Annotated in this window: 28 protein-coding genes; 19 read left to right on the top strand and 9 right to left on the bottom strand. The window is 70.0% G+C overall.

Features of this window, described 5'->3' with window-relative positions:
* Both BO226_RS13080 and BO226_RS13075 read right to left on the bottom strand, forming a co-directional pair.
* Positions 1-327, bottom strand: coding sequence for an acyl-CoA carboxylase subunit epsilon (locus BO226_RS13080; protein WP_071935423.1), 327 nt, complete (start codon positions 325-327; stop codon positions 1-3).
* 156 nt (positions 328-483) lie between these two features.
* On the bottom strand, positions 484-2,124 hold the full coding sequence (locus tag BO226_RS13075; RefSeq protein WP_019288520.1) for an acyl-CoA carboxylase subunit beta: 1,641 nt from the start codon (positions 2,122-2,124) through the stop codon (positions 484-486).
* Positions 2,125-2,240: 116 nt separating this feature from the next.
* Between BO226_RS13075 and BO226_RS13070 the strand changes: the two genes are divergently transcribed.
* Genes BO226_RS13070 through BO226_RS13050 form a run of 5 tightly spaced genes read left to right on the top strand, consistent with a single transcriptional unit; the run spans position 2,241 to position 5,872 of the window.
* Entirely contained in the window at positions 2,241-3,086 is an 846-nt protein-coding gene (locus BO226_RS13070; protein WP_019288519.1) for a biotin--[acetyl-CoA-carboxylase] ligase, read from the top strand.
* A 55-nt stretch (positions 3,087-3,141) separates the two neighbouring features.
* Positions 3,142-3,711, top strand: coding sequence for a PH domain-containing protein (locus BO226_RS13065; protein ID WP_039584821.1), 570 nt, complete (start codon positions 3,142-3,144; stop codon positions 3,709-3,711).
* Complete coding sequence (locus tag BO226_RS13060) at positions 3,689-3,874, top strand: hypothetical protein (protein WP_071935422.1); 186 nt, start codon at positions 3,689-3,691, stop codon at positions 3,872-3,874. The genes BO226_RS13065 and BO226_RS13060 overlap by 23 nt, the downstream gene beginning before the upstream one ends.
* Positions 3,871-4,554 (top strand): response regulator transcription factor, encoded by a 684-nt coding sequence (locus BO226_RS13055; RefSeq protein ID WP_024101522.1) that lies wholly within the window; start codon positions 3,871-3,873, stop codon positions 4,552-4,554. Before BO226_RS13060 ends, BO226_RS13055 begins: the two co-directional genes overlap by 4 nt.
* A gap of 10 nt (positions 4,555-4,564) precedes the next feature.
* Complete coding sequence (locus BO226_RS13050) at positions 4,565-5,872, top strand: sensor histidine kinase (RefSeq protein WP_071935421.1); 1,308 nt, start codon at positions 4,565-4,567, stop codon at positions 5,870-5,872.
* A 12-nt stretch (positions 5,873-5,884) separates the two neighbouring features.
* Here the strand turns inward: BO226_RS13050 and BO226_RS13045 are convergent, their stop codons facing one another.
* Positions 5,885-6,418 carry a GtrA family protein gene (locus BO226_RS13045; RefSeq protein ID WP_024101520.1) on the bottom strand — a complete coding sequence of 178 codons (534 nt, stop codon included), beginning with the start codon at positions 6,416-6,418 and terminating at the stop codon, positions 5,885-5,887.
* Between the two features lie 156 nt (positions 6,419-6,574).
* Between BO226_RS13045 and BO226_RS13040 the strand changes: the two genes are divergently transcribed.
* The 7 genes from BO226_RS13040 to BO226_RS13010 all read left to right on the top strand — a co-directional run bounded on the left by BO226_RS13040 (position 6,575) and on the right by BO226_RS13010 (position 14,235).
* Complete coding sequence (locus BO226_RS13040; protein WP_071935420.1) at positions 6,575-7,849, top strand: 5-(carboxyamino)imidazole ribonucleotide synthase; 1,275 nt, start codon at positions 6,575-6,577, stop codon at positions 7,847-7,849.
* A 31-nt stretch (positions 7,850-7,880) separates the two neighbouring features.
* Positions 7,881-8,354 carry a 5-(carboxyamino)imidazole ribonucleotide mutase gene (gene purE / locus BO226_RS13035; RefSeq protein ID WP_071936441.1) on the top strand — a complete coding sequence of 158 codons (474 nt, stop codon included), beginning with the start codon at positions 7,881-7,883 and terminating at the stop codon, positions 8,352-8,354.
* Positions 8,355-8,367: 13 nt separating this feature from the next.
* Entirely contained in the window at positions 8,368-9,558 is a 1,191-nt protein-coding gene (locus BO226_RS13030; protein ID WP_071935419.1) for a sensor histidine kinase, read from the top strand.
* Positions 9,559-9,658: 100 nt separating this feature from the next.
* Positions 9,659-10,288: a response regulator transcription factor gene (locus tag BO226_RS27050; RefSeq protein WP_100167887.1), complete on the top strand. Its 630-nt coding sequence runs from the start codon at positions 9,659-9,661 to the stop codon at positions 10,286-10,288.
* A 112-nt stretch (positions 10,289-10,400) separates the two neighbouring features.
* Entirely contained in the window at positions 10,401-11,186 is a 786-nt protein-coding gene (locus BO226_RS13020; protein ID WP_071935418.1) for an ABC transporter ATP-binding protein, read from the top strand.
* Positions 11,183-13,627 (top strand): FtsX-like permease family protein, encoded by a 2,445-nt coding sequence (locus BO226_RS13015; RefSeq protein WP_071935417.1) that lies wholly within the window; start codon positions 11,183-11,185, stop codon positions 13,625-13,627. Before BO226_RS13020 ends, BO226_RS13015 begins: the two co-directional genes overlap by 4 nt.
* Positions 13,628-13,821: 194 nt before the next feature.
* Complete coding sequence (locus BO226_RS13010; RefSeq protein WP_232237951.1) at positions 13,822-14,235, top strand: hypothetical protein; 414 nt, start codon at positions 13,822-13,824, stop codon at positions 14,233-14,235.
* Here the strand turns inward: BO226_RS13010 and BO226_RS13005 are convergent.
* Positions 14,213-14,923, bottom strand: a complete 711-nt coding sequence (locus tag BO226_RS13005) for a TIGR03089 family protein (protein WP_071935415.1) — start codon at positions 14,921-14,923, stop codon at positions 14,213-14,215. The genes BO226_RS13010 and BO226_RS13005 overlap by 23 nt on opposite strands.
* Positions 14,924-14,974: 51 nt before the next feature.
* Positions 14,975-16,468: an LCP family protein gene (locus BO226_RS13000; RefSeq protein WP_006550196.1), complete on the bottom strand. Its 1,494-nt coding sequence runs from the start codon at positions 16,466-16,468 to the stop codon at positions 14,975-14,977.
* A 296-nt stretch (positions 16,469-16,764) separates the two neighbouring features.
* Between BO226_RS13000 and rfbD the strand changes: the two genes are divergently transcribed.
* The 4 genes from rfbD to BO226_RS12980 are packed head-to-tail and all read left to right on the top strand — an operon-like array spanning position 16,765 to position 20,474.
* Positions 16,765-17,634 (top strand): dTDP-4-dehydrorhamnose reductase, encoded by an 870-nt coding sequence (rfbD, locus tag BO226_RS12995; protein ID WP_071935414.1) that lies wholly within the window; start codon positions 16,765-16,767, stop codon positions 17,632-17,634.
* Between the two features lie 59 nt (positions 17,635-17,693).
* The gene (locus tag BO226_RS12990) at positions 17,694-18,620 is read left to right on the top strand and encodes a glycosyltransferase family 2 protein (RefSeq protein WP_071936440.1); all 927 of its coding nucleotides are present in this window, start codon (positions 17,694-17,696) and stop codon (positions 18,618-18,620) included.
* Entirely contained in the window at positions 18,610-19,695 is a 1,086-nt protein-coding gene (locus BO226_RS12985; protein WP_006550199.1) for a sugar phosphate nucleotidyltransferase, read from the top strand. Before BO226_RS12990 ends, BO226_RS12985 begins: the two co-directional genes overlap by 11 nt.
* A 14-nt stretch (positions 19,696-19,709) precedes the next feature.
* Entirely contained in the window at positions 19,710-20,474 is a 765-nt protein-coding gene (locus BO226_RS12980) for an SGNH/GDSL hydrolase family protein (protein WP_071935413.1), read from the top strand.
* A gap of 135 nt (positions 20,475-20,609) precedes the next feature.
* Here BO226_RS12980 and BO226_RS12975 read toward each other — a convergent pair whose 3' ends face one another.
* From BO226_RS12975 to cofD, 3 genes are read right to left on the bottom strand one after another with little or no spacing between them, the layout of a single operon-like run.
* Positions 20,610-21,164, bottom strand: coding sequence for an NUDIX hydrolase (locus BO226_RS12975; protein WP_006550201.1), 555 nt, complete (start codon positions 21,162-21,164; stop codon positions 20,610-20,612).
* 2 nt (positions 21,165-21,166) lie between these two features.
* Positions 21,167-22,534: a coenzyme F420-0:L-glutamate ligase gene (locus BO226_RS12970; RefSeq protein WP_033097202.1), complete on the bottom strand. Its 1,368-nt coding sequence runs from the start codon at positions 22,532-22,534 to the stop codon at positions 21,167-21,169.
* Positions 22,534-23,523 (bottom strand): 2-phospho-L-lactate transferase, encoded by a 990-nt coding sequence (cofD, locus tag BO226_RS12965; protein ID WP_071935412.1) that lies wholly within the window; start codon positions 23,521-23,523, stop codon positions 22,534-22,536. Before cofD ends, BO226_RS12970 begins: the two co-directional genes overlap by 1 nt.
* A 334-nt stretch (positions 23,524-23,857) precedes the next feature.
* Between cofD and BO226_RS12960 the strand changes: the two genes are divergently transcribed.
* Positions 23,858-24,124 carry a WhiB family transcriptional regulator gene (locus BO226_RS12960; protein WP_167414258.1) on the top strand — a complete coding sequence of 89 codons (267 nt, stop codon included), beginning with the start codon at positions 23,858-23,860 and terminating at the stop codon, positions 24,122-24,124.
* A 123-nt stretch (positions 24,125-24,247) separates the two neighbouring features.
* On the opposite strand, the gene BO226_RS12955 is transcribed toward BO226_RS12960, so the two are convergent.
* Positions 24,248-24,742: a metallopeptidase family protein gene (locus tag BO226_RS12955; RefSeq protein ID WP_033097091.1), complete on the bottom strand. Its 495-nt coding sequence runs from the start codon at positions 24,740-24,742 to the stop codon at positions 24,248-24,250.
* A gap of 87 nt (positions 24,743-24,829) precedes the next feature.
* Between BO226_RS12955 and BO226_RS12950 the strand changes: the two genes are divergently transcribed.
* Together BO226_RS12950 and BO226_RS12945 are read left to right on the top strand one after the other, a co-directional pair.
* Entirely contained in the window at positions 24,830-25,225 is a 396-nt protein-coding gene (locus BO226_RS12950; RefSeq protein ID WP_170318468.1) for a DUF3499 domain-containing protein, read from the top strand.
* A 76-nt stretch (positions 25,226-25,301) separates the two neighbouring features.
* A complete protein-coding gene (locus BO226_RS12945) occupies positions 25,302-26,672 on the top strand; it encodes a phosphomannomutase/phosphoglucomutase (protein ID WP_071935411.1) in 1,371 nt (456 codons plus the stop codon).
* The last annotated feature ends 108 nt before the right edge of the window (positions 26,673-26,780 follow it).

Here is a 26,780-nt window from a genome sequence, read left to right as displayed (position 1 = left end):
TCAGCCGCGGTTCGGGTACGAATACGGCGAGAACGGCGCCCACTGTCGGTGCGTCCGCGTCGGATCGCCCCAGGTCTCGGGCGGCCGGGTGTCGACCACCTCGTCGCCCGCCGACGCAGCGGCAGCGGCGAACACGGCGACGAGAGCCGCGATCTCCTCGTCGGCGGGGTTGCCCTTGACGATGCGGATGGCAGCCGCGGTTTCGGCGACCGCGGTGCTCTCCTGGGCGGCTTCGGTCGCGTCGTCGGCGGCCGTGGCCTCGACCGCGGGCGGCTGCTCTTCGACCTCGAACTCGGTGATGATCTTGTCCTCTGCCGTCGCTGTCACAGGGCACCCCCCGGGTACGCGTCCACACAGGCATCGGATGCCCACCGGGTCGCTGTCATGTCGATCCCTCTCTCGGGTTCATCGCACGTCGTCGGCGACGTGCTACGCCGTACGGTCGCGGCAGGACCGAGCTGCGCCCGGTCCTGCCGCCGAGCGTCACAGCGGAATGTTTCCATGCTTCTTCGGCGGGAGCGAAACCATCTTCCGCTCGAGCAGGCGCAGCGCGGAGACGATCTGTCCGCGCGTGTGCGACGGCGGGATCACCGCGTCGACGTAACCGCGCTCGGCGGCGACGTACGGGTTCACCAGGGTGTCCTCGTACTCGTTCTGCAGCTCGAGGCGCAGCGCGTCGACGTCCTGACCGTTCTTGGCGGCCTCGAGCAGGCGCTTGCGGTAGACGAAGCCGACGGCGCCGGAGGCACCCATGACGGCGATCTGCGCGGTGGGCCATGCGAGGTTGACGTCGGCACCCATGTGCTTGGAACCCATGACGTCGTACGCGCCGCCGTAGGCCTTGCGGGTGATGACCGTGATCTTGCCGACGGTCGCCTCGCCGTAGGCGTAGAGCAGCTTGGCGCCGCGGCGGATGATGCCGTTGTACTCCTGCTCGGTGCCGGGCAGGAAGCCGGGAACGTCGACGAGCGTGATGATCGGCACGTTGAACGCGTCGCAGGTGCGGACGAAGCGCGCGGCCTTCTCGGACGCGTCGATGTCGAGGCAGCCGGCGAACTGCGTGGGCTGGTTGGCGACGATGCCGACGCTGCGGCCGTCGACGCGCCCGAAGCCGACGATGATGTTCTTCGCGCGCTCGGCCTGGACCTCGAGGAACTCGTCGTCGTCGAGCAGGCGACGAATGACCTCGTGCATGTCGTACGGCTGGTTCGGTGAATCCGGGATGAGCGTGTCGAGCTCGATGTCCTCGGCGGTGAGGGAGTCCTCGATCGCACCCTCGATCGGGTCGCTCGGCGCGAGGCGCGGCGCGGCGGCCTGGTTGTTGCTCGGCAGGTAGGACAGCAGGTCCTTGACGTAGTCCAGGGCGTCCTGCTCGCCGTCGGCGACGTAGTGCGCGACACCCGACTTGACCATGTGGGTGTGGGCGCCGCCGAGGTCCTCCATCGTGACGTCCTCGCCGGTGACGGTCTTGATGACGTCCGGGCCGGTGACGAACATCTGGCTGGTCTGGTCGACCATCACGACGAAGTCGGTGAGAGCGGGGGAGTAGACGTGACCACCGGCCGCGGGGCCCATGATCAGCGAGATCTGCGGGATGACACCGGAGGCCTGCACGTTGCGGTGGAAGATCTCACCGTAGAGACCGAGGGAGACGACACCTTCCTGGATGCGCGCGCCGGCGCCTTCGTTGATGCCGATCAGCGGACGGCCGGTCTTGAGGGCCAGGTCCATGACCTTGACGATCTTCTCGCCGTAGACCTCGCCGAGGCTGCCGCCGAAGACGGTGGCGTCCTGCGAGAAGACGCAGACGTCGCGGCCGTCGATCGTGCCGTAGCCGGTGACGACGCCGTCGCCGAGCGGACGGTTGTCGGCCAGGCCGAAGTTGGTGCTGCGGTGGCGAGCGAGGGCGTCGAGTTCGACGAACGATCCTTCGTCGAGGAGCGCCTGGATGCGCTCGCGAGCGGTCAGCTTGCCCTTGGCGTGAACCTTCTCGACTGCGGCCTCACCGACCGGGACCTTGGCCTGTGCTTGACGGTTGCGCAGGTCGGCCAGCTTGCCGGCGGTGGTGTGGATATCGGGCGTACTCGCCGCCTCGGGCGCGGACGGCTCCTGGACAGTGGTCATGGCCAGTCAGCTTAGCGATCGTCATACAAGGCCGCTGCATCGAGGTCCCGAAGGCCGGACCACCGCTCCGGACCTACCGGCGGGTAGGTGGCGAAGGCCCACTTTAGGCTGTGTACATGGCATCCGACCGGCCCACGACCGATCTCCTCGCCCTCCGCACACCGCTCGACGAGGCGGCGTTGCGCGATGCCCTCGTCGGCGTCGAGCGCGAAGGTTTCTACACACGTCTCGACGTCGTCGCCGACACGGCCTCGACGAACGCGGATCTGCTCGCCGTCGCCGCGACCGGCGACGACCGTCGCGTGCTGCTCGCCGAGTTCCAGCACGGCGGCCGCGGTCGCCACTCCCGCACCTGGAACGGTGTGCCCGGCGCGCAGGTCATCGTGTCGGTCCTGCTGCGGCTGCCCGAGTGCCCGCTGCAGAACCTCGGTTGGCTCCCGCTGTTGTGCGGCATCGCCGCCGTCGACGCTGTGCGATCCGTGACCGGCGTTGCGGCACAACTGAAGTGGCCCAACGACGTCCTCGTCGACGGACGCAAGCTCGCCGGGATCCTCGTGGAGGTCGCGGCCACCTCGCCGGTGCCCACGGTCGTCGCTGGCATCGGCATCAACGCCACCCTCGGACGCGACGAACTGCCCGTCCCCACCGCCACCTCGCTGCTGCTCGAGGACGCCACCGAACTCGATCGCACGCCGCTCGCGCAGGCGCTGCTCGCCGGCTTCGGCGAGCGGATCCGGGCGTGGGCCCGGGCGGGATGGGACACCACCGAACTCGCCGCGGCCTACCGCGAACGATGCGGCACGGTCGGGCAGCGCGTCCGTGCGATCCTGCCCGGCGACACCGAACTGCACGGCGTCGCGACCGACGTCGACGACCAGGGACGGATCGTGATCCGCCCCGACGGCGGGGAAGAGTCCGTGGCGGTCGCTGCGGGCGACATCACACATCTGCGACCGGTCTGAGCACCCTGCGACTGCTCGCATCGGTACAAGACCGACATATGCCATCGTGGGCGGTATGGGATACCCGGAGGACGCCCTCGCACCCGAGGAAGAGTTGCTGCTGCACCGGCATCCGCACTGGAAGTCTCTCGTACTGCCGACGGCCACCTTCCTCGTGTCGACGATGGTCGCCGGTTTCCTGGTGGGACTCGTCCAGGCCCGGCTCGACGGTGCCGCCGCGACCTGGTGTGGCCTCGCCGTGGCCGCGGCGTGGATCGGCCTCGTCGGCTGGCGGTGCGTCCCTCCCTTCGTCGGGTGGCTCACCACGCACTTCATCGTCACCGACCGGCGCGTCCTCGTCCGCACCGGTGTGCTCACCCACACGGGTATCGACATCCCGATGGGCCGGATCAGCAACGTCCAGTTCCGGCACGGCCTCGTCGACCGGATGCTCCGGACCGGCACGCTCGTCGTGGTCTCCGCCGCCGACGATCCCATCGAGTTCGACGACATCCCTGACGTCCAGCAGGTGCACGCCCTGCTCTACCGGCAGGCCTTCGACGCGCAGAACCAGCGCCCCGGTGACCGTCACACCACCCGCTACCGACGCGACGAGCACGGGCATGAGCACCGCAAGGGGTGGTGACCGCGAGTCGCAGGTGCGCCGACGCGAGTCGCAGGTGCGCCGACGCGAGTCGCAGGTGCGCCGACGCGAGTCGCAGGTGCGCCGACGCGAGTCGCAGGTGCGCCGACACGACCCGCCGGTAATCCCGACAAAGCGAACCGCGATCCGTACGCTGGCGTGGTGACTGCCGTTCTACTCGCCGAAGACGACGACGCAATCGCTGCACCGCTGTCCCGCGCGCTGGGACGCGAAGGGTACGACGTGACCGTCGAGGACAACGGTCCGGCCGCGCTCGAACAGGCACTGTCGGGCAGGTTCGAACTGCTCATCCTCGACCTCGGTCTACCTGGGATGGACGGACTCGAAGTGTGTCGCCAGATCCGGGCGAGCCGCTCCGATCTGGCCGTGCTCATGCTCACCGCCCGCACCGACGAGGTCGACTTCGTCGTCGGTCTCGATGCCGGCGCCGACGACTACGTCGGCAAACCGTTCCGTCTCGCTGAGCTCATGGCGCGTGTGCGCGCGCTGTTGCGCCGGCGCGGCGGCCCGGAGAACGACGACATCGTGGACGTCGCCGGGATCCGGCTCGAACGTGCCGCGCGCCGTGTCCTCGTGGACGGCTCCGAGGTGACGCTCGCCAACAAGGAGTACGAGCTCCTGCGTGTGCTGCTCGAGCACGCGGGGCAAGTCGTCTCCCGCGACGCGATCCTCGAGGAGGTGTGGGGCGACGCCGACCTGCGCGGTTCGAAGACGCTCGACATGCACATGTCGTGGTTGCGCCGCAAGATCGGCGACGAGGGGCCGGCCGGGGAACGTCGCATCGCCACGGTGCGCGGTGTCGGTTTCCGGCTGAACACCGACTAGCGTCTCCGGCGTGCGCAGCCGCATCCTCAACGCCGTCCTGGCGACCGTGCTGCTCGTCGCGCTGTTGCTCGGCATTCCGCTGGCCTACACGGCGTTCCTGTTCGTCGAGGACACCGCCCGCCGCGACCTGCAGAACCGGCTCGAACGCATGGCCGACGAGATCATCGCCCAGGAGGGCACCGACGGATTCGTCGTCGGTGGTCTCGACACGAGTTCCCTGCGTCTGCTCGTCCCCACCGACGGGCGGGCTGTCGTGGTCTACCCGACACCCGAGAACGTCGCGGCGCGGCTGGACATCGGCACGCCGGTGCTCGGGGCGTCGATCGTCGAGTCGTTGTCGATGGGGACGTCCGGCTCGTTGCTCATCGAGGTGCCCTCGGAGAGCATGCGAACTCTGCAGCAGCAGGTGCTCGCCGCGGTGAGCCTGCTGGTGCTGCTGTCCGTCGCGGCCGGGGCGCTGGTCGCGGTGGCGACCGCCCGAAGACTCGCCGACCCGCTGCGCGACGTGGCGAACCGGGCGGCCCGTCTCGCCGAGGGCGACTTCCGCCCGGTGGCCCGGCGGCACGGTATCCCCGAACTCGATCGCGTCTCCGACGTGCTGGATTCGGCCGCCGTCGAGATTTCGCACCGCCTGCAGCGCGAGCACGCGCTCGTCGGCGACGTCTCGCACCAGCTCCGCTCCCGGATGACCGCGATCCGGCTGCGGCTCGACGAGTTGTCCGCCCACGAGGATCCTGCCGTGGTGGAGGAGGCCGAGGCGGCCATGGCACAGGTGGACCGGCTGACCACCGCGATCGACGGTCTCGTGCGCCAGTCCCGCGACAGCAGTGCCGACCAGCGCACCGACGTCTCGGTGGTCGGCGAACTCACCGGTGTCGTCGCCGACTGGCGCGGTCCCTACGAGGAGGCGGGACGGGAACTGGTGTTGCGCGGCGATCCGTCGTTGCGGGCGGCGGTGACCGGTTCGCGGTTGCGGGAGGCGGTGGCGGTGCTGGTCGACAACGCGCTCGTGCACGGAGGAGGCACGTGCACGGTCTCGGTGCGGCAGGTCGCGACCCGCGGCGACGTCACGGTGTGTGTCGAGGTGGCCGACGAGGGTGAGGGCGTCAGCGACGAGGTCGCGCCGTACGTCTTCGACCGCGGCTTCTCCGGCGGCGGGTCGACCGGGGTGGGACTGGCGCTCGCACGTGCCCTCGCGGAGGCCGACGGCGGTCGCCTCGAACTGCAGCGACGCCGGCCGGCACTGTTTGCGCTGTTCCTCGGCGCGCCCCGCGATCGGGACACCTGTACGCCGACCGGCACGCGCGAACCCCGCTAGACCTTCTTCCCGTCAGGAGCGGTCGAGCTGCTCGCTGGGCTCGCCCAGGGGAGCGTCCGGGACCATCTCCTCCGGAAAGACGAACTTCTTGAAGCAGTAGAAGCGGAAGATCATCTGCAGCAGGTTGCCGATGATGTACGCGCTGACGAAGTCGGCGATGTTCTCCGTCGCGAGGCTCACCTCGGGTACGCGCAGGTCGAAGACGTAACTCGAGATCCACAGCGGGATGAACGAGAGCACGACGCCGATACCGCTGACGAAGAAGAACAGGAACGCCTCGTGGGCGCGCTCGCGACCGCCGCGATTGCGGAAGGACCATTCGCGGTTGAGGATGTACGAGCAGATCACCGCGACGACACCGGCGATGATCTTGGCGGTCACCGGCTTCTCGGACAGAACTGTGAGCTTGAGCGTGTAGAAGATCGCCGAGTCGATCACGAAGGTGGTGCCGCCGACGATGGCGAACTTGATCAATTCGCGATGCCGGAGCAACAGCCCCCGGAAAGGCTGGGGAACCCTGCTCAACGCTTCATCGACGATTGTCACTTGGAGAAGTGTACGAAACGAAGAGGTGAATTTCCGAAACCCGACCGCACATGTCGGCATTCCCACACCGCTGCGCGGGCCGGTGGGAGGTCCCTCGACGCTCGGCGGGGGAGCAGCGGAACGACGTCGCGACATGCTGTGACACCATGGACAGCCGTGACAGGCAGACCTGAATCGTCCCCCAGATCCGATACGCCCCGCACCCTGACGACGGGCATGCCGGTCGTCACGATGATCGGTGGTGGACAGCTCGCGCGGATGACCCATCAGGCGGCGATCGCGCTCGGCCAGACGCTCCGCGTCCTCGCCGGGAGCGCCGACGAACCCGCCGCGCAGGTCAGCCCTAATGTGGTGCTCGGCAGCCATGACGACCTCGACGTCCTCCGCCGCGCCGCGACCGGCGCGCACGCGCTGACCTTCGACCACGAGGGTGTCCCGACCGAACATCTCGAGGTCCTGCAGCGCGAAGGCGTCGCGGTGCTGCCGCCCCCGCAGGCCCTGATCTACGCCCAGGACAAGATCGCGATGCGCAAGCGGCTCGGTGAGCTCGGCGCACCGCTGCCGAAGTTCGCGGAGATCACCTCCGTCGAGGATGCTCGCGCCGCCCTCGACGCGCTCGGCGATCCGTACGTGCTCAAGGCCGCACGAGGTGGCTACGACGGCCGTGGCGTGTGGATTCTCGACGACCACGCCGAACTCGAGCGGGTCGTCGCCGACCAGCTCGCTGCCGGTGTCCCGCTCCTCGCCGAGGAGAAGGTCGAGTGGACGCGCGAGCTGTCGGCGATGGTCGCGCGGTCCCCGTTCGGCCAGGGCGCGTCGTGGCCGGTCGTCGAGACCGTCCAGCGCGACGGCCAGTGCGCCGTCGTCATCGCACCCGCCCCGAACCTGCCCGAGGACGTCGCCACCGCCGCCGAGCAGCTCGCGCTGCGCATCGCCGGTGAGCTCGGCGTCGTCGGTGTCATGGCGGTCGAGCTGTTCGAGACGCGCTCCGGTGAGCTGATCGTCAACGAACTGGCGATGCGTCCGCACAACTCCGGTCACTGGGGCATGGACGGTGCCCGCACCGGCCAGTTCGAACAGCACCTGCGCGCCGTGCTCGACTACCCGCTCGGCGACACGAGCCCGATCGCGCCGGTGACGGTGATGGCGAACGTGCTCGGCGCGCCCGAGGCGCCGGCGATGAGCATGGACGAGCGACTGCACCACCTGTTCGCCCGGATGCCCGACGTGCACGTGCACCTCTACGGCAAGGGTGAGCGCAAGGACCGCAAGATCGGCCACGTCAACGTGCTCGGCGCGCCGTCCGGGTCGATCGACGATCCCGAGTACGTCGCCGCCGTGCGCGAACGCGCGGAACGCGCGGCGCACTGGCTCTCGCACGCGGTGTGGACCGACGGTTGGAACGAACACACGGGAGAAATCGGTGAGTGACGTGGCACAGGGCGCACAGGTCGGCCTGATCATGGGCAGCGACTCGGACTGGCCGACCATGCAGGCCGCTGCCGAGGCGCTGGTCGAGTTCGGGATCCGCTTCGAGGTGGGTGTCGTCTCGGCGCACCGCACGCCGCAGCGGATGCTCGACTACGCCAAGGACGCCGCCGGCCGCGGGATCAAGGTCATCATCGCGGGCGCCGGCGGCGCCGCCCACCTGCCCGGCATGGTCGCCTCGGCGACCCCGCTGCCAGTGATCGGCGTTCCGGTGCCGCTGAAGTACCTCGACGGTATGGACTCGCTCCTGTCGATCGTGCAGATGCCCGCCGGTGTCCCCGTCGCCACCGTCTCGATCGGCGGCGCCCGCAACGCGGGTCTGCTCGCCGCGCGCATCCTCGGTGCCTCCGATCCGGCGCTGCGCAAGCAGATGGAGAAGTTCCAGGCGGGTCTCGAGCAGATGGTGCTCGAGAAGGACGAGGCGCTGCGGCAGAAGCTGCTCGGCTGACGGAGCGTCTGCCGTGCAGACGACCCCGCTGCTCGAACGCTGGAACAGGTGGGCCCGCGGGCACACCGGAGTGATCGACGGGGCGTTGGCCGCGGTGCTCGCCCTGTTCGGGGTCGCCCTGCACGTGGCGGACGCGCGATCGGTGGCGGGTCTGTTCGTCACCCTCGCGCTCACGCTGCCGCTGGCCTGGCGCAGGACCCGCCCGGTGGTGGCAGGTTCGCTCGTCGCGCTCGCCGCCTACGCGCACCTGCTCGCCCTGCCGGAGATCCTGCCGATCGCGGCGATCGCGGTGCCGATCGCGGTGTATGCGCTCGCCGCCTACGCTCCGCGGTGGGCCGCCAACACCGCGCTGCCCGTCGCGGTGGTTGGGGGCGCACTCGCCGGAGTGCTCTATTTCGGCTACGACGGCCGCACCGCGCTCGAAGCGTTCGTGACGGCCACCTTCGTCGCGGTCTCCCTCGCTGGTGTGTGGGCGTTCGGCCGGGTCCGCGGGTTGCGTTCGCGCGAGATGGATTCGCTCACCGAGCGCAACCGGTTGCTCGAACTCGAACGTCTCAAGGAGGCCGAACTGGCCGCCACCCAGGAGCGCACCCGCATCGCCCGAGAGATGCACGACATCGTCGCGCACTCGCTCACGGCGATCATCGCGCAGGCCGACGGTGGTCGCTACGCCGCCGCGACGAACCCGGAGGCGGCCGCAGGGGCGTTGACCACCATCGCCGAGACCGGGCGTCGCGCGTTGACCGACATGCGCGGGTTGCTGTCGGTGCTCCGTGAGGACACGCCGCGCGAGTTCACCACCACACCAGGCGTCGGCGACGTGCCGGCGCTCGTCGAGCAGATGCGCACGAGCGGGCTCGAGGTCGAGTTCTCGGTCGACGGGCAGAGCCGCGAGGTGCCCGAGGGACTGGGGCTGTCGGTTTACCGGATCGTGCAGGAATCGCTCACCAATGTCCTCAAGCACGCTGGTCCCCGCGCCCGCACCCACGTTCGTCTCGACTGGCGGCCCGACACGCTCGTCGTCGAGATCGTCGACGACGGCAGGGGAGCGGCGGCGCTCGTCGAGGCCCGCCCGGGTGGGCAGGGGCTGGCCGGTATCGAGGAGCGGGCCCGGCTGCACGGCGGTCGCGCGGCCGCTGGTCCGAGGGACGGTGGCGGCTACCGGGTCCGTGCCGAACTGCCCGCACCGGCGGTCTCCCCCTAGGGTGGCGTCCGTGACCGAACCCGCCCGCGACACCCGATCCGACACGACCATCCGTATCGGGCTCGTCGACGACCAGCAACTCGTGCGCGCCGGTTTCCGCATGGTGCTCGAATCGCAGCCGGACATCGAGGTCGTCGTCGAGGCGTCCGACGGCGAGGCCGCCGTCGCCGAACTCGAACGGGTCCGCGCCGACGTCGTGCTGATGGACGTGCAGATGCCGCGGGTCGACGGGATCTCGGCGACGCGGTCGTTGCTGCGCTCGGCCGACGCGCCGAAGGTCGTGGTGCTCACAACCTTCGACAACGACGACTACATCGTCCAGGCGATCGCCGCCGGTGCGAGCGGCTTCCTGCTCAAGGACGCGCCGCCCGAGGACCTGCTGGCCGCGGTACGGACGGTGCACCGCGGTGACGCCGTGATGGCCCCGCGCGCCACCCGCTCACTGCTGCACCATGTCTCGCCGTTGCTCGACGGTGCGGAGCGGCGCGCGGTGCCGGTCGCGGTGCCCGAGGATCTGACTCCACGCGAACTCGAGGTGCTCGTCGCGATGGCACACGGCCTGACCAACGGGGAGATCGCCGAGCGGTTCGTGCTCTCCGAGACGACCGTCAAGACCCACGTGGGCCGGGTGCTGGCGAAGACGGGATCGCGCGACCGCGTGCAGGCGGTGCTGTTCGCCTTCCGCGCCGGTCTCGTGCATCCCGACGATCTGCTCGGCTCGGGGGAATAGGACCGTGGTGCCATCCCGGAGACGACCGGTCCTCCCGGGGTAGGACACCGGGGCGGCGAAGATCGACTCGCGGGTCGATGTGCGTGCGCCGCATCGTTTCTAGCGTCGAAGCATGACTTCGATCAGCTCTTTCGTACCGGCATGTTCGGCTCAGGGGGTCGCCCGCGTCTACGGGCGCGGCGACGCCGAGGTGCGTGCCCTCGACGGGGTGTCCGTCGCCTTCGCGCGGGGACGCTTCACCGCGATCATGGGACCGTCCGGATCCGGCAAGTCGACACTCATGCACACCCTCGCCGGTCTCGACGGTGTCGATTCCGGGCGCGTGATCCTCCACGGCGACGGCCGCCGCGCCGACGTCGAGATCAGCACCGCCCCCGATGCGGTGCTCACCGAACTGCGCCGCGACCGCATCGGATTCGTCTTCCAAGCGTTCAATCTGCTGCCCGTGCTCACCGCCCGCGACAACATCCTGCTGCCGATGCGGCTGGCCGGCTCGCGCCCGACGCCCGAGTGGTTCGACGAGGTGACCGGCCGGCTCGGTCTGACCGACCGGCTCGACCACCTTCCCCACGAGATGTCCGGCGGTCAGCAGCAACGCGTCGCCGTCGCGCGGGCGCTCCTGCCGCAGCCCGACGTGATCTTCGCCGACGAACCCACCGGAAACCTCGACTCGCAGTCCGGCGGGGAGGTGCTCTCGATGCTCCGGTCGAGCGTGCGGGAGACCGGTCAGACCGTGGTGATGGTGACGCACGATCTGGTCGCGGCCTCCTACTCCGATCGGGTGGTGCTGCTCGCCGACGGCCGGCTCGCCGGTGAGATCGCGCAACCCACAGCGGATTCGGTGATCGATGCGATGCGCGACCTGCGCACATCCCGAACGGTGGTGCCGGTCCGATGAGGCATCTCGTCCTGGCCCAGGCCCGCGCCCATCGGGGGCGGTACGTCGCGTCCGTGCTGGCGGTCTTCGTCGCGGTCGCGTTCGTCGTCACCACCCTCGTGCTCGGCGACACGGTGAGTGCGTCGGTCTCGAAATCCACGGCGGCCCGGTATGAGGGGGTCGCGGCAGTCGCTCTTCCCGCCGACTCCACCGTCGCACCCGACGAGGTGCTCACGCTGGTCGCTACGACACCGGGCGTCGAGGCGGCGGCGCTCGACGTCAGCGGTCCCGTCCGGCTGATCGGAGCCGACGGGTCGTCCTCGAACGGCACCGCGACGAGCATCGCACCAGAGGGCGCCCTGCGGTGGCAGCAGCTCGGGGACGGACGCTGGCCGTCGAACCCGGGTGAGGTCGCCGTCGGCTCGTCGTCCGGCCGGGCGATCGGTGACGAGATCACCGTCGCCGGCCCGACGGGTTCCGTCCCCCCGACCACCGTGGAGGTCGTCGGTGTCGTCGATCTCGACGGATCACCGCTCGCCCTGAGCCCGGGATCGGTCTTCGGCGCCGCCGCGCAGGTGCGGTCGTGGTCCGGGGACACGACGGACTGGGAGGTCCGTGCAGCCGGTGACGCCGACGCCGTGCGAGCGGCACTCGCGCCGGTGCCGGGCGTCGACGTCGTGCCGGGTGCCGATCGCGCCACGGCGGTCGCCGACGACTACGTCGGGGACGTCACCCTGCTGCGCAACGTCCTGTTGTGCTTCGCGGCGATCTCGGTGGTCGTGGCCGGCCTGGTCATCGCCAACACCTTCTCCGTCCTGCTCGCCGCGCGCACCCGCGAACTGGCCCTGATGCGCTGCGTGGGCGTGACGTCCACCCAGGTCCGCCGCAGTGTCCGCGGCGAGGCGTTCGTCGTCGGCCTCGTCGCGGCCGTCCTCGGCGTGCTCGGCGGGTCCGGACTCGCCGCGGCCGTGGTGTCCGCGGCGCGGGCCGTGGACGCCCCGATCCCGCTCACGTCGGTCTCGGTGACGGTCACCACGGTGATCGCGGGTCTGATCGTGGGAACGGGCATGACGGTGGTCGCCGCGAACGGTGCCGCGCGGGCGGCGACCCGCGTGCGGGCGCTCGCGGCCCTGCAGCCCCTCGAGACCCGCCCCGAACCGGTGCGCGATTCGTGGGTGCGCCGCATCTGTGCCGCGCTGGCGATCGTCGGGGGCACGGCCCTGCTCGGTCTCGGGGTCGTCATGGCGAACGTGCTCGTCGCGTGCCCGGGCGGACTGCTGCTGTTCGTCGGTGTGGTGCTCGCCTCCCGCCGTCTCGTGCCCGCCGCGGTCGGTGCGGTGGGGGACGTGCTCGCCCGTGCCGGTGGCCCGCTCGCGGTGCTCGCCGCCGGCAACGCCCGGCGCAATCCGCGCCGCACCGCGTCGACGGCCACCGCGCTGTTCATCGGCGTGACGTTGACCTCGACCCTCGTCGTGGGGATCGGCACGCTCGAGGCCGGGGCGCCGGACGTGATCGACGAGCAGTTCCCCGTCGACATGGCCGTGACCGCGCCCGAACGCGACGGGCTCGCACCGGAGGTGACCGAGCGGCTGACGGCGGTCGACCGGGTGAGCAGCGGCGCCGAGCTCGCGACGGTCGACCTCACGATCGGCGGCACGGAGGCGTCGGTCCTCGGCGTCGATCCCGCGGCGATGGCCTCGACCGTCCGGACCGACGTGCGCCTGCCCGAGGCCGGGACGATCGTGCTCGAACGCTCCCTGGCGAGGTCGGTGGGCGTGGACGACGGAGCCGTCGTCACCGTCGGTGGCCCGGTGGGCACCCGCGAGCTGACCGTCGCCACGACCGAGCCGGGGATGCCCGACATGATCGAGTGGAGCGACCTGACCGCCGTCGCCGGCCCCGTCACGGCGGACACCGTGTGGCTGAAACTCGATCGGGGAATGTCGGACGAGGACCTCGTCGCCGTTTCCGACGACCTGTCTCGGGTCGCCGCGGCCGAGGTTCCGGGCAGCGAGGTGGTCGGTGCGGTGCAGATGCGGCAGATGCTCGAGAAGATCCTCGACACGATGCTGCTGATCGTCGGCGGGCTGCTGTCCGTGGCCGTGGTGATCGCCCTGATCGGCGTGGGCAACACGATGGCGTTGTCCGTGCTCGAGCTGCGACGGGAGACCGCGATGCTGCGCTCGGTGGGTCTCTCGCGGGCCGGAGTGCGGAGTCTGCTCGTGCGGGAGGCGTCGATCATAGCCGGCGTGGCGTCGCTGCTCGGCGTGGTGCTCGGCCTGCTGCTCGGGGTGGCCGGCACGGCCTCGGTGATCGGCCCGGGCCACATCGCACTCGGTTCGGTGCCGTGGTGGCAGCTCGCGGCGATCGTCCTGGTGGGCGGTGTGGCGGGCGTCGTCGCCTCGCTCGTCCCCGCCCAGCGCGCGAGCCGGGTGTCGCCGGTCGCGGCGATGGCGGGGTGACGGTCGGTCCTCCTCCCGACGGTGCTCCCGGTCGACCGGAACGCGCCCGAGTCCTTCCGCGGCTCGGGGGCGTTCGTCGTCGAATCGGCGGTTCGAGACGACCGGCCGAGAACTAGGCCGACGAAGTCGGCAGAGAATCAGGCCGACGAAGTCGGCAGAGGATCGGACCGATCGAGTCGGCGTAGGCTCGAGCCGTGTCGGGACGGGACCGGAAGCGTGCCAGGGCGATACGGGTGTCGCGCGGGGTCCCGTCGGTGCGGTTCGTCACCGCGCTCGCGACGGTGTGGGGCAGGGCCTGGGGCGGCTCGGTGTCCTTCGACGACGAGTTCGGCTTGCTCGTCTGCAGCGGTATGCGCGGTGGCTTCGCGCGCGGCGGCACCACCGTCGGCGGTGTCTTCCTCACCCGTAGGCCACCGACGCGGGCGCTGCTGCGCCACGAATCCGTGCACGCGGACCAGTGGGCCCGTTACGGCATCGGCTTCGCGGTGCGTTATCTGTGGGAGGAACTCCGCAACCCGGGGTCCCGCAACAGGTTCGAGATCGAGGCGGGACTCGCCGATGGCGGCTACCGCGCGGCGCGCGGGATCACCCGTCCAGACGAACCGTGATCTTCTCGCTCGCGACGCGGCGTTCGGTGGCCTCCGGGTCGGGATTGCTCACCTGTACCAGCGACGCCCGGGCCGCGAGCACCGCGAGCAGTCCGGCGACGAGAGCGTCGGGCTGCGACCAGGACCGGGACGACAACACGCGGTCGCCGCTGCCGATACCCGCCGCCGACGCCGACTCCGTGGCGGCAGCGAGCACGTCCGACTGCGAACGTCCGGCGAGCACCGCGTCGCCCGCACCGGAGGATCGGAACTGGTCGCCGTGCATCCGCACGTCCGTCGCATAGTCCGTGATCCCTGGCGGCAGGTCGCGCACGGGGGCACCGAAGGCGTCGAGCGACAACGCCGCGACCTCGGCAACCATGTCGACCTCGTCCAACCGGTCGGGGGTGACGAGAGCGAGATCGGCATCCGGGTCGGCGTCGAGGACGACCTCGGCCCCTGCCCACCACACGCCCAGCAGGACCGCGGCGCTCTGCCAGTGGGCGGGAAGCAGCACCGCCACCCGACCTCCCGGAAGGACTCCGAACTGGTCGCGAATCATATTGGCCGTCTTGGCAGCCCAGTTGGCGAGGGTGAGCGCCGACAGTTCGATCCGCGCGCCGGTCGCGTCGTCGTACCAGGTGATCCGCGGACCCGCCGGATCTTCGGCGAGGATCGGGTCGAGCAGTGCGTCGGTCAGGGTGGTCACGATGTCCTTCTTCTCGGATTCTGTTCGCGCGACTGTCGGTTCACACAGGTGTCAGTTCACGCAGCGCGGGCCGTCGGAGCCCGCATCGATGGGCGGTGCGGCGGGAGCCGGGGTGGCGGTGCCACCGGCCGGGCTCACGCCGATGTCGGAGGCGGATGCGGCGGTGGACGAACCGGAGTACGACGACGAGCCGGGGCCGGTGTAGTCGCCGGCGAGCACGACCCGCACGGTGCCGGCCGGGAGCGAGGGATCGGACTCGGTGGCGAGACCACCGAGCGCCGCGGCCACCGCGCGGGTCTCGTCGGAGTCCTCATCGGCACCGAAGACCGTCGACGTGCCCACACCGGAACCGGTGTAGTTGCCCACCTCGCCCTCGACGTAGCCCTCCTCGGACAGAGCCGTGGAGACCTGGGAGGCCAGGCCGGACACGGATCCGGCGTTCGCGACGTCGACCGTAACGGTCGACGCGTCGATGTCGGGAGCGGGCACCGGGGTCGAGGTGGTCTCGCTGCCGTCCGGTTCGCGGCCGATCAACTCGGCGACGAAGGAGCGCACCTCGTCCGGATCGACCTGCACGACCGACTCGCCGTAGTCGGTCATCGCGTTGATGTCCTGCACCGGGATCGTCGAGAAGGTCACGTCGCCACCGGCGAGGCCCTGCAGCTGGGTCGCCAGCGCCATGATGTCCCAATCGGAGTCGAGCACCACCGAGCGCTGCACTGCGGCGGTCAGCTGACTCACCTTCGACGGGTTGGACAACGTCTTGGCGCTGAGCACCTTCTGTGCCAGCGACGCCATGAACACCTGCTGCCGCACGATCCGGTCGAGATCGCCGCGCGGCAGGTCGTGACGCTGGCGGACGAAGCTCAGTGCGTCCGAACCCTGCAGGGTCTGCTCACCGGCATCGAAACGGGCACCCGACAGCGGCTCGTCGACCGGTGCGTTCAGGCACACCTCGACACCGCCGACGGCGTCGGTGAGCAGCACGAAGCCGAGGAGTCCGACCTCGGCGTAGTGGTCCACCGTCACACCCGTCAGGTCGGCGACCGACTCGATGAGCGCCTCCCGGCCTGCCTGGGTCGATTCCTTCTCGAGTTCGGCCTCGGTCGCGTCGGCGTCCGCTTCGACGAGCTCGGCGCGCCGGTTCGCCTTCGTGGCGCCGTAGGCCGCGTTGATCTTCGACATCCCGATCTCGGGCACCTCGACGTAGGTGTCGCGGGGGATCGACATCGCAGTGGCCGACCGGCCGTCGTTCGGCACGCGGATCAGGATGATCGTGTCGGTGTTGTTCGCTACTTCTTCGCCGGCGCGCAACGCGTCGAGCTCGCGCTGGGAGAGAGGATTGCCGTGCGCGTCGGTGCGGCTGTCCGTGCCCACCAGCAGGATGTCGACGGCGCCGTCCTCGCCGTCGCCGAGGGCCAGGCCGCGGACCGAGGCCAGCGACGACTGCAGCGCGTCGACGCTGCGCCACGCCGCACCGGTGACGACCAGCACGAGGCACGCCGCGATCGCGACGGCGATCTGCCACGGCCTTCCGCTGTACACCCGTGCCTCCGCCGGTGCTCCGGGGCTGCGTGAGGGCGGCTCGCGACGCGCGGAACGCCGGGACTGCCGGGGACCGGGATCCGACCCGTACCTGCCGTCGGCAGCTGTCGGATCGCCCGCGCGGGTGCGACGTCCCGTGGGGGCGGGACGTCGGCCGGTGCGGCGACGCGGCTCTGGCGGCACCTGGTACTCCTCCTGTGGGTGGTACGGGGTCTGTGGATGTAGCTCTCGGTTGAAGGCTACTGGTGGGGACGCTCGCCCGGCGCGCACCACTCCGGCGTGCCAGACTTCTCCGAGTGCGTAGCGTTCTCGTCACCGGAGCCCGTGGCCAGCTCGGCCGTCATCTCGTGAACCGCGGCACCGCGGCGGGGATACCGATCCGCGGTGTCGGATCGTCCGAGGTGGACATCACCGATCCACAGGCCGTGGCCGCCGCGGTCGAACCGGGATCCGTGGTGATCAACGCCGCCGCGTACACCGCCGTCGACGCGGCCGAGACCGACGAGGACCGGGCCGCTGTGGTGAACGGCACGGGCCCGGGCGTGTTGGCCGCCGTCTGTGCCGACAGAGGTGCCCGTCTCGTCCATGTCTCCACCGACTACGTCTTCGCCGGCGACGCGACCGAGCCGTACCGGGTGGACGCGCCGACCGGCCCGCGCACGGCCTACGGCCGCACCAAACTCGCCGGTGAACGGGCGGTGCTGGAGGTGCTTCCCACCGCGCACGTCGTGCGCACCGCCTGGGTGTACACCGGCGACGGCAACGACTTCGTCGCGACCATGCGGCGGCTCGAGGGCGAGCGGGAGACCCTGCGCGTCGTCGACGACCAACGTGGTTGCCCCACCTACGCGCGCGACCTGGCCGACGGACTGATCGAACTCGCCGAGCACGGTGACCGGATCCCCGGTGGGATTCTGCATGCCACGAACGCCGGAGAAGCGACGTGGTTCGACCTCGCCCGGGCGGTCTTCGAGGAGATCGGCGCCGACCCGGAGCGGGTGCAGCCCTGTGGCAGCGACGAGTTCGTCCGCCCCGCGCCGCGGCCGGCCTATTCGGTGCTCGACGACAGTGCCTGGATCGGTGCCGGCCTGACGCGCTTCCGTCCGTGGCGGGAGGCACTGCACGAGGCGATCGCCGGTAGCGGAACCGTGCCGCCCGCGCGATGACGTGTGAGGAAACGGCCCGTGAGGTGTCGCACACCGTCGAGGTCGCTAAGGTGGCCGGCGTGGATTCGACGCTGGCCGTGGTGACGGTGACCTATTCGCCCGGTGAGCACCTCGAGAACTTTCTCACCTCGCTCACCTCCGCGACCGTTCTGCCGACGCAGGTGATCCTGGCCGACAACGGTTCGATCGACGGTGCTCCCGAGGCCGCCGAGGCGGCACACGAGAACGTGCGACTGCTCCGGACCGGGGGAAACATCGGTTACGGCGGGGCGATCAATCGCGCGGTCGCCGAGATCGACCCGTCCGCGGAGTTCGTGATCGTCGCGAACCCGGACGTCCGGTGGCACCCCGGTTCGATCGACGAACTGCTCGAGGCGGCGCGTCGCTGGCCGCGAGCCGGCTCGCTCGGGCCGCTGATCCACGAACCCGACGGAAGCGTCTACCCCTCGGCACGCACCGTCCCCACCCTCGCCTCCGGTGCCGGTCACGCGCTGCTCGGCACCGTCTGGCCGGCCAATCCGTGGACGCGTCGCTACCGGCAGGAGAACGAGGAGATCAGCGAACGCCCCGTGGGCTGGCTGTCCGGATCGTGCCTGCTGCTACGGCGAGCGGCCTTCGATTCGATCGACGGCTTCGATTCGCGGTACTTCATGTACATGGAGGACGTGGACCTGGGCGACCGGCTCGGACGAGCGGGCTGGCTCAACGTGTACGTGCCGTCCGCGGTGGTCATGCACGCCAAGGGCCACGCGGCCGGACGGCACCCCGAACTGATGCTTCCGGCACATCATGAGAGTGCCTACCGCTTCCAGGCGGACCGTCACCCCCACGGGTGGCAGGCACCGCTGCGGTGGGCTCTGCGGGCCGGGCTCGCGGTGCGATCGCGAGTGGCGGTCGCAGCGGCCGTGCGGGAGCGTCGGAACGGGAGGACCGACCGGAACATTCGGGTCGGCACGACAGTGAACAGGGGAGACGATGACGAGTGAGTCGGCACCGCACACCGATGCGGTGATTCTGGTCGGCGGACAGGGCACGCGGCTACGTCCGTTGACGCTGTCGGCACCCAAGCCGATGCTGCCCACCGCGGGGGTGCCTTTCCTCACCCACCTGCTCGCGCGGATCCGTGAGGCAGGCATCAAACACGTCGTCCTCGGCACCTCGTTCAAGGCCGAGGTCTTCGAGCAGCACTTCGCCGACGGTTCCGATTTCGGTCTCGAGATCGAGTACGTCACCGAGACCGAGCCGCTCGGCACCGGCGGCGGTATCCGCAACGTGCTGCCGAGGCTGCGCGCCGACAACGTGATGGTCTTCAACGGCGACGTGCTCGGTGGCACCGATCTCGGTGCGGTGCTCGACACCCACGTGCGGACCGAGGCGGACGTGACCCTGCACCTGGTGCGGGTGAGCGATCCGCGTGCCTTCGGCTGTGTGCCGACCGACGAGGACGGCCGGGTGACCGCCTTCCTCGAGAAGACTCAGGATCCGCCGACCGATCAGATCAACGCCGGTTGCTACGTCTTCCGCCGCGAGATCATCGAGCAGATCCCCGAAGGCCGTCCGGTGTCGGTGGAGCGCGAGGTGTTCCCAGCGCTGCTGACCGAGGGCAAGAAGGTGTTCGGGCACGTCGACGCGGCCTATTGGCGCGACATGGGCACCCCGGAGGATTTCGTCCGCGGCTCGGCCGATCTGGTCCGCGGTATCGCTCCGTCCCCGGCGCTCCCGCCGCAGCGCGGCGAGTCGCTCGTGCATCCGGGTGCCTCCGTGGCCCCGGGCGCCCTGCTCATCGGGGGCACGGTCGTCGGCCGCGGCGCCGAGATCGGTGCGGGTGCCCGCCTGGACGGCGCGGTGATCTTCGACGGTGCGCGGGTCGAGGCCGGTGCGGTGGTCGAACGGAGCATCATCGGTTTCGGTGTACGGGTCGGTCCGCGGGCCTTGATCCGCGACGGTGTGATCGGTGACGGCGCCGATATCGGTGCGCGATGCGAGCTGCTGCGCGGTGCCCGGGTGTGGCCGGGAGTGAAGATCCCCGACGGCGGTATCCGGTTCAGTACCGACGTGTGAGTCGAGAGGTCGAAGTGGGTTTCGAAAGATACGTGGCCCTCGGTGATTCGTTCACCGAGGGAGTCGGCGACCCGGATCCGACGCGTGCCAACGGGCTGCGCGGTTGGGCCGATCTCGTCGCCGGTGAGCTGGCGCGGCACTCGGAGAGCTTCGCGTACGCGAACCTCGCCATCCGGGGCCGGTTGCTGCGACCGATCATCGACGAGCAGCTCGAGACCGCCGTGGCGATGCGTCCCGATCTCGTGACGATCTATGCCGGCGGCAACAACCTCATGCGTCCGAAGCTCGACCTCGACGCACTCGCGGCGGAATACGACGAGGCGATCGGCAAGCTCGCCGCGACCGGCGCCCGCATCCTGATGTGGACGGCCTACGACGGCAGCTGGGCGCCGGTCTTCGGGATGCTGCGCGGCCGCTGGGCCGTGTACAACGAACTCGTCCGGGCGATCGCCGATCGACACGGGGCGACCATCGTCGACTTCTGGCGGTTCGACGAGTACCGCGATCTGCGCATGTGGGACTTCGACCGGCTGCATATGTCCGCGGCCGGCCACCACAACATGGCGATCCGCGTGCTCGATCTGCTGGGCGTCGCACACGGTCTCGGACCGGTGGAGTTCGACGAGGCACCCGTCCTCACACGGGCCCAGGAACGCGCCGCGGACGGCGCGTGGATGCGCGAGTTCCTCGTCCCCTGGGTGGGCCGGCGGCTGCGCGGAGTATCCTCCGGCGACGGCATCACCCCGAAATACCCCGACCTCGGCCCTGTCCGGTTCTGACCTCACGGCCCGGTTCCGACCTCACGCTCGTCCCGGCAACCCACCGGGACGAGCGTGGTCGTCTCAGGCCCGTCGGGCCCCGTCGTCTCAGGCCCGTCGGGCCGCGTCGTCTCAGGCCCGTCGGGCCGCGTCGTCTCAGGCCCGTCGGGCCGCGGCGAGCCGGACCATGTGCGCGATGGTCTCGTGCTCGGCCTCCGGCGGAAGCGCGTCGACGGGCCACCACTGCAGGTCGGTGGATTCGTCGCTGCGCACCGGCCGGGCACCGACGGGTGCGGTCACCAGGAACCGCAGGTCGAGGTGACGGGTGGGCACGCCGAGGGAGCACGTGATCGGATGCGTGTGCGCCGACAGCAGTTCCGGATCGATCACCAGATCGGCGATGCCGGATTCCTCGGTGGCCTCGCGCAGGGCCGCGTCGACGACCGTGTCGTCCGACGGCTCGCAGTGACCGCCGAGCTGGATCCACCGCCCCACCCGCGGATGCAGGGTGAGCAACACGTTGCGGTGGTCGGCGTCGAGCACGATCGACGACGCCGTGATGTGGCCGGGCACGTGTTCGCGCAGGCACCCGTCGGGCGCTGAATCGAGGAACGCCAGCATCGTGTGCCGCAGCGATTCGGCGTCTTCCGAGTCGGTGCGCCAGGCGGTGAGCCGGTCGATCGCCGAGGCGTGCAGGGAACGCGCCGACACGACTACAGCTCCACGAGGGCGTCGCCCGGGTCCGCGGGTTCGCGCGGTTCCGGTTCGGTGAGCGGGTAACCGACGGCGACCGCCCCGAGCGGCGACCACTCGGCGGGAAGACCGAGTTCCTCGCGGACCACCTCGGGAGCGAAGATCGTCGAACCGATCCAGCAGCTGCCGAGCCCGCGGGTGGCCAGGGACACGAGCAGGCCCTGCACCGCGGCGCCGGCGGCGACGGTGAACATCGTCGCCTCGGCCGCGGTGCGACGGGCATCCGGATAGTGGTGTGCGCCGTCGGGCACCCAGAAGGGGACGATCACCTCGGGTGCGTCGTAGAGGATCGCGCCGCGGGAGATCCGGCGTTCGACGGCCACCGGGTCGAGTCCGTCGCCGTGGAGATCCTCGGCCCACCTGTCGCGCATGCGGTCGAGGAGCCGGCGGCGCACCTGCTCGGTGCGCACCCACACGAACCGGACCGGACGGGTGTGATGAGGTGCGGGTGCGGTGAGGGCCTCGGCGACCGCCTCGCGCAGATCCTCGGGATCGACGGGCTCGGAGGCGAACTGCCGCACCGACCGGCGCAGCAGCAGCGCCTCGCGCCGACCGCGTTCGAGAGCCTCCTCGGTGCCGAGCCAGAACAGGTCGTCCTCGCCGCTGCGGATCAGGGCGCGGGCGGTGGATCCGTCGTCGGGCAGGTCGAGTCCGCGTACCACGGCGACGGGCACACCGCCGAGCTTGCCCTTGACCAGATCGCCTGCGGCGGCGATCTCGTCGGCGACCGCCACGGACGTCACCTGCAGTTCGTTGCCCTGCGAGTCGTGGGAGCCGGCGTAGCCGTGCAGGACTGGAAGCCCGGACGAGCCGATCGCGGCGTCGGTCTGGCCGTTGCGCCAGGCGCGGCCCATGGTGTCGGTGACCACCACGGCGACCCGGACGCCGAGCAGCGCACCGATCCGTTCGCGGAGCGCCGCTGCGCTCGCATCGGGGTTCTCGGGCAGCAGCGCGAGTTCGGCGCTGTCGACATTGGATCCGTCGATGCCGGAGGCTGCCTGCACGATGCCGAGCTTGTTCTCGGTGATGAGGGTGCGGCCCTTGCGTGCCAGCACGCGCACCGCTTCCTGGTTCACCAGGCGCCGGCGGAGCGCGTCGCGGGCGTCGGGATCGGTGGGCGCGGCCACGATCCGTCCCTCGACCTTCGAGACCACTTTGCTGGTGACGACGAGGACGTCCCCGTCGGCCAGCCACGGTGCGGCCTGCGCGACGGCTGCGGCCAGGTCGTCGCCGGGCCGGAATTCGGGAAGCCCGGCGACGGGCAGGATCTCGATCGGGCCGCCCGGCGCGTGGTCGCGCACTGCAGGGTCGGCGACGGCGTCCGGCATCACAGGGTCACTCCGGCGAGGTCGAGGGCGGCGCGGGCCATCTCGGCCGTCGCGTCGGTGTCGGTCATGAGCAGGGGAACGGATCGGACTTCGACGCCTGGCACCTCGGCGTTGTCTGTCGAGTGCACGAGCCAGCCGTCGAGAATGCCTGTGCCCGAGCGGGCGCCGTAGTACCGGCCGACCGCCTCGGCGGTGGTCTCCACTCCGATGACGTCCAGGCACGCATCGGCCATGCCGCGCAGGGGCTTGCCGTCGATGACGGGGGACAGGCCGACGACCTTCGCCGACGTGGTGCGCAGCGCCCCACGGATACCGGGGATCGCGAGGATCGCTCCGACGCTCACGACGGGGTTCGACGGGGCCAGTACGACGGCGTCGGCGTTCTCGATCGCCTCGAGCACACCGGGAGCGGGCTCTGCCTCTTCTGCGCCGATGTGGGCGAAGCTGTGGGTGGGCACCTGGGCGCGGTGGCGGACCCACCATTCCTCGAAGTGCACGGCCCGCTGTTCACCGTCCTCGGGATCGGTGATGACGACATGGGTCTCGCTGCGGTCGTCGGAGACCGGCAGCAGGGTCACACCCGGCTTCCACCGCGTGCACAGTGCTTCGGTGATCGCGGAGAGCGGATAGCCGGTCCGCAGCATCTGCGTCCGGATGAGGTGGGTGGCGATGTCGCGGTCGCCGAGACCGAACCAGTCGGGGATCGCCCCGTAGGCGGCGAGTTCCTCCTTGGCGTTCCAGGTCTCACCGGCGCGGCCCCAGCCGCGTTCGGTGTCGATCCCACCGCCGAGGGTGTACATGCAGGTGTCGAGATCCGGACAGATCCTCAGGCCGTGCATCCACACGTCGTCGCCGACGTTGACGATCGCGGTGATGCGGTGTGCCGCGTCCGGATTCGGCTCCACGCCCGGAGGAATATCGAGAAGCCGGCGCAAACCTGAGAGAAAACGCGCCCCACCGACACCTCCGACCAATACAGTCACATTCACGGCCCAAGCCTAAGCGGTGCGTCGCCTACCCGGTCGCGCACCGTCCGAAACGCGTTTCGGCAAAGCGGCCGATGATATGTGAACAACGCCGCTCCGCTTGACCGCGACACACCCGAAGTGTCTAATCACATACATGTCATTCGATAATCGAATTCGAGATCCCTTGCGGTGAACCCGCATTCGAACGAGTATTCGAAGGATGGCAGCGGGTTGATCCCCGGTCATGATTCGGCGCTGCAGGTGAGGAGGGACAATGGCCGGCGAGCGCGACAGCTTCGAGCTCACTCGAAGCGATACTGCAGTCGAGGCTGTCTGTGACTACCCGGACGTCGGGGTGCCCGTCCTGAGTTTGATCTCGGGATTCGGTGACCCAGCGGACGGCGAGGAGCAGTGGCAGGAGCGTGCGCTCTGTGCGCAGACCGATCCGGAGGCATTCTTCCCCGAGAAGGGTGGCTCCACCAGAGAGGCCAAGCGCATCTGCATGGGGTGTGAGGTCCGGGACGAATGTCTCGAATACGCTCTCGCTCACGACGAGCGGTTCGGTATCTGGGGCGGGCTCTCCGAGAGGGAACGCCGTCGCCTCAAGCGCGGAATAGTCTGACGAGGAGTTCGGCCCGGTACGGGGAGTGCGGGACCGAGTGAAACACCGAATCGGATGACGAAGGCCGGGTTGCGGCCGTGGGGGACGAGCAACCCGGCCTTCGTCATGTATCCGGAACGTTTCTCAGTCCTCGTCGTCCTCGTCGAGTGTCGGATCCACCACTTCCGGTTCGACGCCGAGATAGGTGGCCACCTGGTGCACGAGGACGTCGTGCACCAGATCCGTCAGATCGTCCGGATCCTTCGCGCGCACCTCGAGAGGTCGGCGGAACAACACGATCCGCGCCCGGGTGGCAGCGCCTCGTCGATCGATCCCCGCCGGCACGAGCCGGGACAGCGGCACCGGCCCGTCGGCAACCACCTCGTCCGGCCAGTTGACCGAGTCGGGGTCGCGTGCCCGGATCTTCGGGACCTCGTCGACGGCGATGTCGAGCTTGGTGAGGCGGTCGTGCCAGCGCGCGTCGATCGGCGCGAACGCCCCCAATACGAGCAGGTCGAATTTCTCCGCGCGTGTCTTCCACGCCGGCAGGCTCTGCGGGAACAGGGGACCGCGGATTCCCCTGCCGCGGCGTGCCACGGCACGGGACGACACAGGGCGGGAACGTCGTGCGCGGACCATGCCATGGACACTACGACACGAAAATCGCTCCACCCTTTCGGTGTGTCCGAATAGTCCTGGCGCGTCCGGCGCGCTACGCTCCCAGTCGTGAGAACACTGCGTCGATGCTGCCGGCCTGGGTGCAAGAACCCTGCTGTTGCGACGCTGACCTACGTGTACTCGGACTCCACTGCCGTTGTCGGTCCCCTGGCGACCGTCGCGGAACCGCACTCGTGGGATCTCTGCGAGATGCACGGTTCGCGCATCACGGCACCCAAGGGCTGGGAACTCGTCCGATACGAGGGAGCGTTCTCGTCGGCCACCCCCGACGAGGACGATCTGACCGCCCTCGCCGAGGCCGTACGCGAGGCCGGCCTGGGGGAGCGTTCCCGTTCCGACGCGAGCGACGACGACGCCGAGCAACCCCAACGGGCCGTCGTGCCTCCCACCGCACGCACCGGCCGACGCGGTCACCTGCGTGTTCTTCCCGATCCCACGTCCTGAGCCGTTCGCACTAGGCTGAGCGAGTGCGATGGCGCGGAGGACGGTATCGCACGAGTCGAGTTCAGGAGCTAATACAGTGGCGAGAGCTGCCGAGTCGGTGTCAGCAGTCATCAAGGCCTACGACGTACGGGGTGTCGTCGGAGAGCAGATCGACGAAGAGTTCGTCCGCGAGGTCGGAGCGTCGTTCGCACGCCTGTTGCGCAGTGAGGGCAGCGCGGACCGTGTGGTGATCGGGCACGACATGCGCGCCTCGTCCCCCTCGCTCTCGCAGGCCTTCGCCGACGGGGTCACCGCCCAGGGACTCGACGTGGTGCTGATCGGCCTCGCATCCACCGACCAGCTCTACTTCGCGTCGGGCCTGCTCGACGCACCCGGCGCGATGTTCACGGCCAGCCACAATCCCGCGAAGTACAACGGCATCAAGCTCTGCCGTGCCGGTGCCAAGCCCGTCGGTCAGGACACCGGTCTGGCGCAGATCTCCGCCGACCTCGTCGAGGGGGTGCCCGCCTACGACGGCGAGCGCGGCAGCATCACCGAGCAGGACGTCCTCGAGGACTACGCCTCGTTCGTCCGCGGCCTGGTCGATCTCGCGGAGATGCGTCCGCTGAAGGTGGCGGTCGACGCCGGCAACGGCATGGGAGGCCACACCGTCCCCGCCGTCTTCGGTGCCCTGCCCGTCGATCTCGTGCCGCTGTACTTCGAACTCGACGGCACCTTCCCGAACCACGAGGCCAACCCCCTCGACCCCGCCAACCTCGTCGACCTCCAGCGTCTGGTCGTCGAGTCCGGTGCCGACGTGGGCCTGGCCTTCGACGGCGACGCCGACCGCTGCTTCGTCGTCGACGAGCGCGGCGAGCCGGTCACCCCGTCCGCGGTCACGGCGCTCGTCGCCGCCCGCGAACTCGCCAAGGAACCCTGCTCGACGATCATCCACAACCTCATCACCTCGCGCGTGGTGCCCGAACTCGTCGCCGAGCAGGGCGGCAAGCCGGTGCGCACCCGGGTCGGGCATTCGTTCATCAAGCAGCAGATGGCCGAGACCGGTGCCGTCTTCGGCGGGGAACACTCGGCGCACTACTACTTCCGCGACTTCTGGGGTGCCGACTCCGGCATGCTCGCGGCGCTGCACGTCCTCGCCGCACTCGCCTCGCAGGACGGTCCGCTCTCCGAGTTGATGAGCTCCTACAACCGGTACGCGGCGTCGGGCGAGATCAACTCGACGGTCGCCGATGCTGCCGAGCGCACCGAGGCCGTCGTCGCGGCGTTCGAGGACCGCGCGGTATCGATCGACCGGCTCGACGGTGTCACCGTCGACCTGCCCGACAACGCATGGTTCAACCTGCGCGCGTCCAACACCGAGCCGTTGCTGCGGCTCAACGTGGAGGCCCGCACGGACGGTGAGGTCGAGGCATTGGTGAAGGAGATCCTTTCCGTCGTTCGTGCGTAGGCGGAGGGACAACGGGAATAATCGAAGTGCCGGGACAGGTCGTGCCGGTGTCGGTTCGGCGGAGCACCGATCTCGGGTCGGTGGCCCCACCGGGCCCTGTCAGCCGGC

The organism is Rhodococcus sp. 2G, from assembly GCF_001886355.1.
Classification (GTDB): Bacteria; Actinomycetota; Actinomycetes; order Mycobacteriales; family Mycobacteriaceae; genus Rhodococcus; species Rhodococcus pyridinivorans.
The sequence above is the reverse complement of the archived record's forward strand: the minus strand, read 5'-3'. Positions and strand labels throughout refer to the sequence as shown.